Annotated in this window: 7 protein-coding genes; all 7 read left to right on the top strand. The window is 39.2% G+C overall.

The genetic code is table 11. The annotated features are described in order from the left end of the window. The first annotated feature begins 40 nt into the window (after positions 1-40). On the top strand, positions 41-1,897 hold the full coding sequence (locus tag M3175_RS04895; protein ID WP_251515507.1) for a sigma-54-dependent Fis family transcriptional regulator: 1,857 nt from the start codon (positions 41-43) through the stop codon (positions 1,895-1,897). A 141-nt stretch (positions 1,898-2,038) separates the two neighbouring features. Beyond that, positions 2,039-3,013 carry a LacI family DNA-binding transcriptional regulator gene (locus M3175_RS04890; protein WP_251515505.1) on the top strand — a complete coding sequence of 325 codons (975 nt, stop codon included), beginning with the start codon at positions 2,039-2,041 and terminating at the stop codon, positions 3,011-3,013. A 211-nt stretch (positions 3,014-3,224) separates the two neighbouring features. Further along, entirely contained in the window at positions 3,225-4,181 is a 957-nt protein-coding gene (locus M3175_RS04885) for an ABC transporter permease (RefSeq protein WP_251515503.1), read from the top strand. Positions 4,182-4,193: 12 nt separating this feature from the next. Next, the gene (locus M3175_RS04880; protein ID WP_251515501.1) at positions 4,194-5,108 is read left to right on the top strand and encodes a carbohydrate ABC transporter permease; all 915 of its coding nucleotides are present in this window, start codon (positions 4,194-4,196) and stop codon (positions 5,106-5,108) included. Between the two features lie 59 nt (positions 5,109-5,167). Further along, the gene (locus M3175_RS04875; protein WP_251516254.1) at positions 5,168-6,775 is read left to right on the top strand and encodes an ABC transporter substrate-binding protein; all 1,608 of its coding nucleotides are present in this window, start codon (positions 5,168-5,170) and stop codon (positions 6,773-6,775) included. A 92-nt stretch (positions 6,776-6,867) separates the two neighbouring features. After that, positions 6,868-8,361: a glycoside hydrolase family 32 protein gene (locus tag M3175_RS04870; protein ID WP_251515500.1), complete on the top strand. Its 1,494-nt coding sequence runs from the start codon at positions 6,868-6,870 to the stop codon at positions 8,359-8,361. 175 nt (positions 8,362-8,536) lie between these two features. Then, complete coding sequence (locus M3175_RS04865; RefSeq protein WP_251515498.1) at positions 8,537-13,885, top strand: GH32 C-terminal domain-containing protein; 5,349 nt, start codon at positions 8,537-8,539, stop codon at positions 13,883-13,885. The last annotated feature ends 72 nt before the right edge of the window (positions 13,886-13,957 follow it).

Raw genomic sequence — 13,957 nt, 5'->3', positions numbered from 1 at the left:
TAAAAACGTGGAAATATTTATCATGGATAGAGGAGGTTTCATGGATACTACCTTTTATTTTGATACTTGGAAGCGTTTTGTAAAGGAAGGTGTACTCGATTCAGCAAGGTTAAATCAAAGAATTTTAGAGTCGTGGTACCGATGCAAAACAGAAAAAGTGAATCCTTATCTAAATAAAGCCCACCATGTACTCACACAACAAGAATTAGATGGAAAAAAGGCCGAAAATGCCCTTCTAATCGAATTAGCTACACCTTTTTTAAAGAAAATGGATCAACCGATAAAAGAGTCAGGAATGATGGGCTTATTGGTTGACCCTGATGGATACGTCCTTTCTTTATCAGGGAACGATAGAACGTTAATGAATGCGCGAAGAATAAATTTTGTTGAAGGAGTACAGTGGACAGAAACGGAAGTCGGCACGAACGCAATTGGAACAGCGTTACAAGCGAAAGAACCAGTAATTATTCATGGGCCTGAACACTATTCGGTTGCCTCCCATCAATGGAGCTGTTCAGCTACTCCTATCATTCATGAGGATGGAAGCTTACTAGGAGTCATTGATGTTTCTTGCCCAGTGGAGTCGTCGCACCCCTTTATGATTGGAATGGTAACCTCTATTTCTTATGCTATAGAAAAGGAAATCGCTAGTAGGTCTTATAAAAGAGAACTGAAACTGATCCAACATGCAACTGTTCTTGCAGAAACATATAAAAATCACCTCTTTATCGTCTGTAATTATAACAACATGATTCTATCTGCCAGTAAATCCATCCTAGAAAAAAATCCCCGAGTGATCGGTATGAACGTATTTGAATTCCTTCATAACAAGTACAACATTGATTTAGAAATGCCATTTTTCTTAAAGGAAGACAATAGCAGACATGGGACCTGCTTTTTTCTATCAAAAATAGCTACAGAACAGAGTCGTATTTTTGTGCCTCATTCAACTAATTCCTTTTCATTTCAAGGGGAAGCGGGAGTGAGTCAGGTTTTTCAAAATACGTTACAGAAGGTAAAACTTGTTGCTCCATCCGATACATCCGTTTTTATTACAGGAGAAACAGGTACAGGAAAAGAGCTAATTGCAAGGGCAATCCATGATAATAGTCCTCGTAAGAATGGTCCGTTTATTTCCTTAAATTGTGGGGCAATTCCAAAAGATTTAATGGAAAGCGAGCTTTTTGGCTACGTAGAAGGTGCTTTTACAGGTGCCAGAAAACAGGGATATAAAGGAAAGTTTGAACAAGCAAATAAAGGGACAATCTTCCTCGATGAAATTGGTGAGATTCCACAAACGATGCAAGTCGCTCTATTACGAGTGCTCCAAGAGAGAAAAGTAACTCCAATTGGTAGCACGAAGGAAGTACCGTTAGATGTACGTGTGATAACAGCGACCCATAGGGATTTAAGACAATTAGTCGGTGAAGGGGATTTTAGGGAAGACCTTTTTTATCGTTTGCATGTATACCCTATTGAAGCACCTGCTTTAAGAGATAGGAAAGAGGATATTCCACATCTTGCAAGGTATATTTGCCAACAAAGCAACTGGAACATTGATAATTTGGAGGATGTAGTAGACAGATTAATAGAGTATGAATGGCCAGGGAATATTAGAGAGCTTACCAATGTGTTAGAGAGAGTATCAATTATGCTTCCACAATGGCATGGTTCGCTTGTTGGTCTGATCAATGAGGTATTGCCAACAAAGTCATTGGACATTCTGCCAACGGAAGAAAATGAACTCGTTAAACCTTTAAAACCACGTGAAAAAATTCAACGAGATCTTATGCTTGATGCATTGAAAAAAACAAAGGGCAATGTTACAGCAGCAGCTAAATTGCTTGATATTCCAAGAAGTACATTTTATAAGAGATTGCAGAGGTTTAGTTTGTGAGTTTGGAGAGGATACCTTTAGTGAAGGTATCCTCTCTCTTTTTTATTTTGAAAATTCTTTTAAAAAAACAATTGAAACGTTTCAATTATGATGTTATGATGAATTCATGAAAACGCTTTAATTGTTTTGGGGGTATTATTAGTGCCAAGTATAAAAGATGTTGCAGACTTAGCAGGAGTTGGGGTTGGCACGGTTTCACGTGTCATTAATAAGAATCCCACTGTAAAGCCTGAAACAAGGGAAAAAGTGAATGCAGCTATTAAAAAATTAAATTACATACCAAATGAAGTAGCACGAAATTTCAAGATGCAAAAATCAACGATGGTGGCGTTATTGCTCCCAAGTATATGGCATCCGTTTTTTTCAGAGTTTGCTTATTACATTGAAGATGCACTTGATAAAGAGGGATATAAGTTAATGCTTTGTAATAGCGGGGGGAGACCGGATAAAGAAATCTACTATCTTGATATGCTGAATCAAAATAAAGTAGCTGGCATTATCGGGATTACCTACAATGAGATTGAAGATAGTGTGAGTACGGATATTCCTATTATCAGCTTGGACCGACATTTCGGGAAAAAGATTACATGTGTCACTTCAGATAACTATACCGGTGGTCAAATGGCTGTAAAGGAGCTTGTAAAGGCGGGAGTAACCAAGGTTGCCTATCTTGGAATTACTAGTTCTGTATATAGTGAGGTTTTGCTTCGCAAGAAAGGATTTATGGACGAAGCGGAGGCACAAGGAATTGAATTCGTGACTTACGAAGAGCACGATGCTGTTTATGATGATGATACCTTCTTTGATGATTTCTTTAGCAAAAAAGAACACCAAGATGTAAATGGTATTTTTGCAAATACCGATCTGCTTGCAGCTAAGTATATTGATAAAGCAAAACAAAAGGGAATTATTACTCCTAAGGATGTAAAAGTGATCGGTTATGACGGCATTCAAGATAATAAGCTGTTCCGTCCATTTTTATCAACCATACGGCAACCAGTCGAAGAAATGGCAAGGATGTCTGTTGAGCTCCTGTTAAGAAAAATTGAAGGAGAAACGTTAGACCAAGATATTTATCGAGTTCCGGTTATGTATAGAAAAGGAGAAACAACGTAAGTTTTTTTAGCCTTTAGAATGAAACGTTTCAAAAAAGTAGAGTAATAGTTGTGCTCAACCCCCTATGAAGCTGAGGGGTTGGGGATTACTTTTACCACTAAATGAAACGTTTCAAAAATAATTATGAGACGCATAAAAAAATTTAAAATAGATTGGAAACGTTTCAACGAAAAGATTCATTTCAAAAATACACATGTAAGTGGGGGATAGCATGGAAATAGCTAGAAAGGCAGATCCAGTAATCAACTCAACTACCACAGTGAAAAAAGGATTAAAGCTCAAAAAAATCTTAACAAATTATCAGCTTTATTTATTTCTACTACCCGCATTAATCTATTTTATTGTTTTCCATTATGTACCAATGTATGGAGTGTTGATTGCATTTAAAGATTTTGTTGCTACAAAAGGGATTATGGGAAGTCCTTGGGTTGGATTTAAACATTTTGAGAGGTTTTTTGATTCCTATCAATTTTGGTCGTTGATAAAAAATACTCTTGGACTGAGTGTTACGCAACTAGTCGTTGGTTTTCCACTTCCGATTTTTCTCGCTCTTATGCTAAACCAAATGAGAAGTGAGAAATCGAAACGGTTTGTCCAAACAGTCGTTTATGCACCGCATTTTATTTCTGTTGTTGTTTTAGCCGGTATGATTTATGTGTTCTTTTCCAACAACGGATTGATCAATAATTTGATCCTTATGTTTGGTGGAGATCCTATTTCATTCATGGCAAAACCTGAATGGTTTAAACCATTATATATTGCATCGGGAGTATGGCAGGAGACAGGCTGGGCTGCCATTATCTATCTAGCAGCTCTAGCAGGGGTAAGTCCTGAGTTACATGAAGCAGCGATTATGGATGGTGCAAATAAGTGGCAGCGAATCTTCCATGTGGATATACCAGCTATCATGCCTACTGCAGTTATTTTATTAATCTTGTCAGTGGGAAGCATTATGAACATCGGTTTTGAAAAGGCTTACTTATTACAGACACCGATGAATCAGCCGTCCGCAGAGATCATTCCTACCTATGTATACAAAATGGGTTTACAGCAAGCTCAATATAGCTTTGCTGCCGCGGTTGGTTTATTTAATGCAGTGATTAATTTGATTTTACTAGTGGCTGTAAACAAGTTCGCAAAGAGATTATCAGGTACAGGATTATGGTAGGGGGTGCCAAAGATGAGTTTACTAACATTAAAGAATAAAAAGTTTACTAGAAGATCGAAGGAAGATCGAGTGTTTGATACCATTAACGTGTTCCTAGTTGCGCTCATTGTGATATTGGTTATGTATCCTTTGTACTTTATCGTTATTGCTTCCTTTAGTGACCCTAATATGATTTACGAAGGTAAGGTGTGGTTGCTGCCAAAGGAAATCACTTTTGAAGGATACGAACGAATTTTCAGAGATAGCAAGATTTGGTTGGGGTATAAAAACTCTCTCATCTATACAGTGGTTGGAACGATTGTAAATGTATCGTTCACATTAATGGCTGCTTACGCTTTATCAAGAAAGGATTTATATGGAAGAAATGTGATCATGTTTTTGTTCCTAATGACGATGTTTTTCTCAGGTGGATTAATTCCAACGTATTTAGTTGTAAAAAATTTAGGACTGTTGAACACCATGTGGGCACTTATTTTACCAAAGGCAGTAGCTGTGTGGAATGTGATTGTAGCAAAAACATATTTCGAGAGTTCCATACCCAATGAACTTTTAGAGGCTGCCAAAATGGATGGATGTTCCGACGCGAAGTTTTTTTGGAAAATAGTCTTACCATTGTCCAAACCGATTGTTGCTGTCATGGTGTTATTTTACGCGGTCGGACACTGGAACTCATACTTTGATGCACTCATCTACTTGAATAATGAAAACTTATATCCACTGCAGCTCATTTTACGAAATATATTAATTCAAAATGAGGCTTCTACCATGATGATAAGCGACCTAGAGTCATTAGCTGCGAAGCAAAGAGTTTCTGAGTTAATCAAGTATGGTGTCATAATTGTTGCTTCTGTTCCGTTACTAATCGTTTATCCTTTTGTTCAAAAGTATTTTGTAAAGGGTGTAATGATTGGCGGAATTAAAGGTTAATACAAAAAAATGATCAAAAATGAGGGGGAAAAGAAATGCTTAAATCAATGAGAAAAAGAATGAAGAAGAGTAAAGCGTCAACAATTTTAGTATTAGGACTAACAGCGACACTTGCGTTGACGGGCTGCACAAACAATGATTCAGCTAGCTCTGAAAGTGCAGAAAAAGTTGCCTTTAACAAAACAGGTTTACCTATTGTTGACAAACAAGTAACGCTAAACATCGTTTCATCAAAGGCAGCATTAGCACCTGACTATTCCGAAATGGTCATTTTTGATCGACTTCAAGAAGCAACAAACGTAAAAATTAAATGGAATAATATTCCTGGGGATGGATATCAGGAAAAGAAAAATTTAATGCTGGCAAGTGGTGATCTGCCAGATGCGTTCTATTCATCAGGATTTAGTGATCATGACCTTGTACAATATGGTCAGAACGGTACGATTATCCCATTAGAGGATTTAATAGATAAATATGCACCAAATTTAAAGAAGCTGTTTGAACAAAGACCAGATTTGAAGAAAGTGGTTACTGCACCCGATGGTCATATTTATTCATTGCCTCGTGCAGAAGAAATGGATTTAATTGGTATGCCAAATATAATGTTTATAAATAAAGTATGGCTAGATAAATTAGGCCTCGAAATGCCTACTACTCTTGAAGAATACCATGATGTGTTAAAAGCTTTTAAGGAAAAGGATCCAAATGGAAACGGAAAGCAAGACGAAATTGGTTTAACTTTCTGGTATAACGGCTGGTGTGGGAATGAAGGAGACTTGATTGGTTTATTTGGATTACCAGATTCACCTTTTGAAGCGGACCATCGTGTCGTAAGAAATGGAAAAGTGATATATGCTGCTGTTCAGCCGGAATTTAAAGAGGCGATCAATTACTATAATGGGTGGGTCAAAGAAGGATTAATTGATTCTGAGGTAGTGACGCAAAAGACTGAACAAATATTTGCTAAAGGAAAAACAGAAGATCCAACTCTAGGGTCATTCATTTGGTGGGAGAGTACGGAAGTAGTGGGAACGGATCGAGTAGATGATTATGTTGTGTTACCACCACTAAAAGGGAAAGACGGGAATATTGTAATTGGCCGATCCAACTATTCTGAGTATGGAAGGGATGCATTTGTTATTACATCTGCCAATAAGAATCCTGAAGTGACGATGCGTTGGGTTGATGAATTGTATGAACCGAAAATGTCTGCACAAATCAACTGGGGTCCGATTGGCGAGATATATGAAGAAGATGCAAATGGAATGTTAGTCAATAAAGAGCTTCCAGAGGGAGTAGCGATGGGTGAGCTGCGTCAGAAAGTGGCACCAGGTGGTCCATTTGTCGTTTTAAAGGAACACTTCGGTAGTGTGGTAGATATGGAGCCAAGAGCGAAGGAAAGATTAGAAATTCTTGATGAGTATTATAGACCACATATGGTATCAGAGAATTACCCGTCTATCTTCTTTAGTCCAGAGGAGCTTGAAGTCATAAACACTATTGAGCCAGAAATTAAAACATTTGTAAAACAAAAAGAGGCTCAGTGGTTAGTTGATGGTGGCATTGAGAAAGAATGGGATGACTATGTACAGCAATTAAAAGATATGGGACTTGATCAATTAATGGAAGTGTACCAGAAGGGTCTGGATCGTTATAACAAGCAATAAGCCCATAAAGCCAGACAGTGTTTTCGTCTGGCTTTTCAATTCATACCAAAAGATTGAACGGAAAGATTTCGAATGAGAGGCAGGTCAATACTATGAATAACGTCTTAGAAAAGCAACAGTATTATAAAGAGAAATATCGTCCACAATATCACTTCTCACCCGAGAAGAATTGGATGAACGATCCGAATGGCATGGTGTTTTATGAAGGAGAGTATCATTTGTTTTATCAATACCATCCACACGGAACGACATGGGGACCAATGCATTGGGGGCATGCAGTAAGTAAAGATCTCGTGTATTGGGAACATCTGCCGATTGGTCTGGTTCCGGATGAGCATGGGATGATTTTTTCGGGTAGTGCAATTGTTGACTGGAATGATTCTACTGGATTTTTTGAGGGGAAATCAGGATTAGTCGCGATATTTACTCACGCGGACACATACCCAGAAACGAACCGTGCGAGACAAAGGCAGAGTCTTGCCTATAGTAAGGATCATGGTCGAACATGGAAAATGTATGTGGGCAATCCTGTCCTTCAGGAAGAACATATTACCGATTTCCGAGATCCGAAGGTATTCTGGCATCATGAAACGAACCGATGGGTTATGGTCGTTGCATCTGGACAATCGATTCGAATATATACTTCTAGAAATTTAACATCTTGGGAGTTTGCTAGTGAATTTGGAGAAGCAGAGGGCTCTCACCAGGGAGTTTGGGAGTGTCCTGATCTTTTTGAATTGCCTGTTGATAAAGATCCACATCAGAAAAAGTGGGTGTTATTCGTTAGTATTGGTGATGATCCCAGCTTACCAGAAGGTTCTCGAACACAATATTTTACAGGGGAGTTTGATGGAAAGACCTTTGTGAATGGTAACTCCCCAGAAACGGTCTTGTGGATTGACCATGGCCGTGATAACTATGCGGGTGTTAGCTGGTCAGATGTTCCCAACAAAGATGGTAGAAGAATATATATTGGCTGGATGAGCAATTGGCGTTATGCAAATGTCACTCCAACTAAGGAATGGCGCAGCGCGATGACACTTCCAAGAGTAGTAGAATTACAGTCAACAGATGAAGGAATTCGACTGGTTCAGAAACCTGTTCAGGAATTGAAATGTTTACGGGTGGAACATCAATCTTTTCAAAGGGAAGAGGTAAAGCCAGGGGCAAATCTCTTAGAAAATGTAAAAAGCAATACATTTGAAATTATTGCAGATTTTGAACTGACAACGGCAACAGAATTTGGATTCAAGGTATGTAAGGGAGCAAATGAAGAAACGATTGTCGGATACGATGTGAAAAATCAAAGGGTTTTTGTGGATCGAAGCCTTTCAGGAGAGGTCACTTTTCATCAATCTTTCGCTGGAAAACATGAAAGTGAGCTTATACCTGAAAACAACAAAATTACATTACACATTTTTGTAGATCAGTCGTCAGTAGAGGTGTTTGGGAATCAAGGACAAGTGGTTATTACCGATTTAATTTTTCCAAGCGAAGAGCATAAGGAAATAGAACTGTATGTAAAAGAGGGAGACGTAACTTTACAATCGCTAGAGTTTTATACATTAAAATCTACTTGGCGATAGTTTAAGAAATCGGGGGATTAAAGCAAGCAATGCTGCTTCTCTCCCCTTTTTCTTGCAACCAGTTGAGGACACCACGGATGGACAGAAAATGAAAATACTTTTCTAAAAAGGTGATGTCATGAATCGAATACTAAAGAGGAAAAAGGTTTTCTCGTTGCTTTTAATTTTAGTCCTTATGTTTCAATCGTTTAACCCATTTTCCGTACTTGTTCGCGCTGTTTCTCTTCCAATAGCGAACGATGAAATCTACAGGCCGGGGTATCATTTTACTCCAGAGAAAAATTGGATGAACGACCCTAATGGTATGGTGTATTACAACGGGGAGTATCATTTGTTTTATCAACATAATCCTACTGATAAAGTATGGGGGCCGATGTATTGGGGTCATGCAATTAGTAAAGATCTCGTAAACTGGGAGCACTATCCGATATCGGTGTATCCGGATGAAAATGGGTTTGCATGGTCGGGAAGTGCGGTGGTTGATTATGAAAATACATCTGGTTTAGGAACAAAAGAAAATCCACCCATGGTTGCTCTATATACGAGTGAACTTGGCGGAGATAATCAACATGTGAGTGTTACTTATAGTGTAGATAGCGGAAGAACATGGTCCACTCTTGAACAGAATCCAATTATTTCTATGCCGAATGAGTTAAAAGCAAGTAATGGAGGATCAGGTGTGTTCCGAGATCCAAAGGTATTTTGGCATGAACAAACGAAGCAATGGATGTTTGTCATCACTAGTGGAAAGCGCATCGATTTTTACTCATCAACTAATCTATTAGACTGGAAAAAGGTAAGCGAATTTTCTGATCCTAAAGCAGCAGCACTTGGTCTTTGGGAATGTCCAGATTTGTTTGAGTTGCCCCTATATGATTCGAATGGAAACCAAACAGGTTCGAAATGGGTGCTAACGGTAAGTATAAATCCAGCACCAACAGGTGGAACAGGGATGCACTATTATGTAGGGGATTTTAATGGAACAACATTTACTCCCGATGACAACTCCAAACCATTCAATTGGGCGGATTACGGGGCCGATTTTTACGCAGCAGTTACATGGAGTAACACTGATAACCAGCCAGAAGACGGACGACGAATCTGGTTAGGCTGGATGAATAATCCTGCTCAATACGCAGGGCAAATCCCAACTTCCACCTGGAGAGGTGCCACCACCGTTCCACGTGAGCTTTCATTAGTGGAAACAAATGAGGGTGTTAGATTAAAGCAGCAACCAGTCAAGGAATTAACTAGTTTACGAGATTCAGCAAATGAAGTGAAAATCACAAATCAAAAATTTTCAACTAATAATGTATTAGAAAATGTAACCGCTGACATGTTTGAGATTGAAGCTGAGTTTAACCTGAATGAAACATCAGCATCTGAGTTTGGATTTCAAATTCGTAAAGGAGAAAATGAAGCGACTACCATTTCCTATCAAGTGGCAGATGGAAAATTATCAGTGGACCGGACAAAATCAGGAAAGACCGATTTTCATAAGGATTTTCCTTCCATTCAGCATACGAACCTAACAGTAAATGATGGAATCTTACATGTAAAACTATTGGTTGATCGTTCTTCAGTTGAGGTGTTTGCAGAAGAAGGAACTTCCGTGTTTACGAATCAAATCTTCCCGAGTGAAACAAGCAAAAAAATTGAATTATATGCAAAAGACGGAGAGGTTACATTACGTTCCTTATCTTTCTTTCCTTTAAAAGAAGCGACATTTACGAAATTCCTAGAAGATGTGGATGTTGAAAACCTTCCGAATACAATTGAAAATCCTAATTTTGAAACTGGTGATCTAACTGGTTGGACGACAACTGGTTCCTCATTTAGAGCTCCTGTTTCCAATGCAACAAGCTTTTGGGGTGGGCCATTTGAGCATGAAGGTACCTATCATTCATGGGGATTCCTCGGAGCGAAGAGTGATGATAAATCTGATTTACGAACCGGTGTAATGAAGTCTAGCAATTTTGTGTTGGAAGGAAATGGGGTTATCGACTTTTTAGTAGGTGGTGGCCAAGACCTAAATACTCTGTATGTAGCACTAGTAAATGCTTCAACCGGTAAAGAGCTGATGAAGGCGACAGGAGCAAATACAGAAAAATACCGGCGAGTCACATGGGATGCTTCCGAGTACTTGGGAGAAGCACTCTTTATAAAAGTAGTAGATTATCATTCTGGTGGTTTTGGTCATATCAATGTGGATGATTTTCATGTTTTTAACGAAGACGTAGGAAAGCAAGATGATCTCATTAATCCTGGCTTTGAAACAGGAGATTTAACTGGATGGACAACAGAAGGAAATGCATTCAATGGTACGGTAACTGACCAAGCCACTTATTGGGATACCCAAATTCCGTTTGAGCATCAAGGGAAGTATCATCTATGGGGCTTTAACGGCGCGGATCCCAATGAAGCGGATCAAAGAACAGGAAGCCTCACTTCTAATACCTTTGAACTATCAGGAAATGGTGACGTCTCTTTCCTAGTAGGAGGGGGAGATGAGATGGATGGGGAGAAAAAGTACGATTTATATGTTGCCTTAGTTCGTGCTTCCGATGGAAAAGAGTTGTTCAAAGCAACAGGACCTGAATCAGAGGCATATAAACGTGTTACCTGGAAGGCTTCAGAATATGTAGGTGAAAAAGTATATATCAGAGTGGTCGATCAACATACAGGAGGGTTTGGACATCTGAATGTGGATGATTTTCAAGTGAAAGGTCGCGGGATGTTAAGTCATTGGAATTTTGATGAACAAAAGGGCCATACCGCTCTTGAATCAGTCAAAAACGAACAGCTAAAGGTAGAATATGTATTTAATGAAGCAAAGTATAAGCCTTCTACCGATCCTCTTTGGAGAAAAGGGGTCGTGGGTCAGGCACTTCTATTTGATGGCTATTCAACTTATATCAATCAACCTATTAAAAAGGCAGCACAGCCAAGTGCTGCATTGACAATAGAAGCATGGGTAGCACCACGATCGTATGAATGGGGAGATCTTGGTCAGCTGTCAGCGATTGTTAATCAGCACAATAAAGCTCGAGGCGAAGGCTATATTTTAGGAATGGGTCGACATGGAAAATGGTCATTCCAAGCCGGGATGAATGGCGAATGGAAAGAAGTGTGGGCAAAAGAAGACAAACCGCTTGAAAAAGATCAGTGGTCCTATATTGTAGCCACTTTTGACCAGGATGAAAAAAAGATGAGGTTGTTTTTAAATGGTGACCTGGTTGGGGAAGTAGATACTCCTAGAAATGCCACGATTACAGCGACCGAGAATAATCTTTTAATTGGAAAGCATAATTCAGCCGCCGTATTAAGCTCGTTTACAGCAAATATGTTTAACGGGATGATTGATGATCTGAAAATCTACAATAAAGCATTATCTGAAGAGGAGATTAAAAGCCACTATCAACAAGTGATTACAAGTCATGAAAATGGACAGTTACCTCTTCCAGATTTATCTTTTGACCGCAGTGTATATGATGGGGATCGATATCGCCCACAATATCATTTTCTCTCACCAGGTCACTGGATGAATGAACCGCATGCTCCGTTTTATTATAACGGAAAATATCATCTCTTCTATCAGCATAATCCACAAGGACCTTACTGGCATCAAATCCATTGGGGTCACGCGGTAAGTGACGATATGGTTCATTGGGAAGATGCTCCGGTTGCGTTAGCTCCATCAGGTGTGTCACCAGACGGAGTATGGTCTGGCTCTGCAAGCTTTGATCAAAATGGAGAGCCGGTGTTATTTTTTACAGCGGGAGATGACAGCAAGACACCGAACCAAATGACAGGTTTGGCGAAACCAATGGATGTCAAAGATCCAATGCTGAAGATGTGGGATATGTTAGAACATCCTGTTACGGTTCAAGCACCTGATCTTCCAGCAGAGGAAGGGAAGGTAATGTATGGTCAGTTCCGTGATCCATTTGTCTGGCAAGATGGTGATACTTGGTATCAAATTGTTGGTTCGGGTATAGAAAATGTAGGAGGTTCCGCACTCCTATACACTTCAAAAGACCTGGAAAATTGGGAGTATGTTGGTCCATTCTTTACAGGGAATTCCAAAGCCTATCCAAAAACAGGTGATGTTTGGGAATTACCAGTGTTTTTACCTATTGGGAAGGATGCAAACGGAGAACAAAAGTATGCATTTTTTATCAATCCTTGGTTTAAGAGCTATAGTGAACATAACGTAAAATACGTGTTCCATTGGGTGGGCTCATGGGATAAAGAAAAGAATCAATTTATCCCAGACCATGAGGAGCCGAAACTATTTGATTACGGTGTACATTTTACTGGACCTAGTGGAATGATTGATGATAAAGGACGTTCGATTCTATTTAGTATTGCTCAAGACCGAAGAACGGACCAGGAGCATTATGATGCGGGTTGGGCACATAACGCTGGTTTACCATTAGAATTGTCTCTATTAAAGAATGGAGAGCTTGGTGTTAAGCCGATTAAAGAGTTAGAAACTCTCCGAGGCAAACAACTGATTAATATTAGAAATTCGAGTCTATCAAAGGCAAATAAGAAGCTTGAGAAAGTAAAAGGAGATATGTTAGAAATCATCCTTGAAATTAAAGCAAAATCGGATGAGAAATATGGTATTAAAGTTCGTCAATCAGGAGATTCATCAGAAGAAGTAAACCTCTATTTTGACGAGACAAACGAGCAATTTGGAGTAGACGCTACGAAAATGAGTGTAGACCCTGATGCCTCGAAAACTAGCAATTCTGGAACTCTTTCCACACAAGGAGAAAATGTGAAGCTTCATATTTTCCTAGACCGATCGATGATTGAAGCGTATGCGAATGGGCAAAAAAGCATTACCACAAGAGCATACCCAACAAAAGCGGATGCATTAGGACTTGAACTTTGGAGTAAGAACGGAAAGGCAAATATTGTCTCAATGAAAGTATATGAGATGGGATCTGCCTATAGTGACACAGTCGTACCAGCGTATTATGGGGATGATACCCCTAAAGAGGAAATTCCACATAAAGAATTAATAAATCATGACTTTCAAACAGGAGATTTAACCGGATGGACGATTGTAGAAGGAAATACTTTCACAAATGACCATGTAACCAATAAGAATGATTGGGGATGGGGTGGTCCTTTCGGTCAGGCAACTACTTCCACTGACCCAAATAAATATCATTTATGGGGTTTTCATCCTGATCATGGGGGAGATGCGGCAACGGGTGTGTTGAAATCTGCAGACTTTGTCCTCGGAGGAGATGGTCAAATTGACTTCTTAACTTCAGGCGGAGCAGATGAGCAATTACTATACGTAGCCCTGGTCGATGCGGAAACAAAAGAAATCTTAAGGAAAGCAACTGGCCATAACGGCGAAGCCTACAGAAGAGTTAGATGGGACGCTTCAGAGTTTATGGGTAGAAAACTGTTTATTCAAGTTGTTGATAAACATACAGGAGGATGGGGGCATATTAATCTAGATGATGTGAATATTCCAGTGGAGCTGGAGGAAAAGAAGTAAATTTTTATGACCTTTTAGAAACGTTTTTATACGGAAAAATACGATTAAGGTTAGAAAAGGAGGAAGTCGTTG

The sequence above is a fragment of the Robertmurraya korlensis genome (assembly GCF_023715225.1).
Taxonomy (GTDB): domain Bacteria; phylum Bacillota; class Bacilli; order Bacillales; family Cytobacillaceae; genus Robertmurraya_A.
The sequence above is the reverse complement of the archived record's forward strand: the minus strand, read 5'-3'. Positions and strand labels throughout refer to the sequence as shown.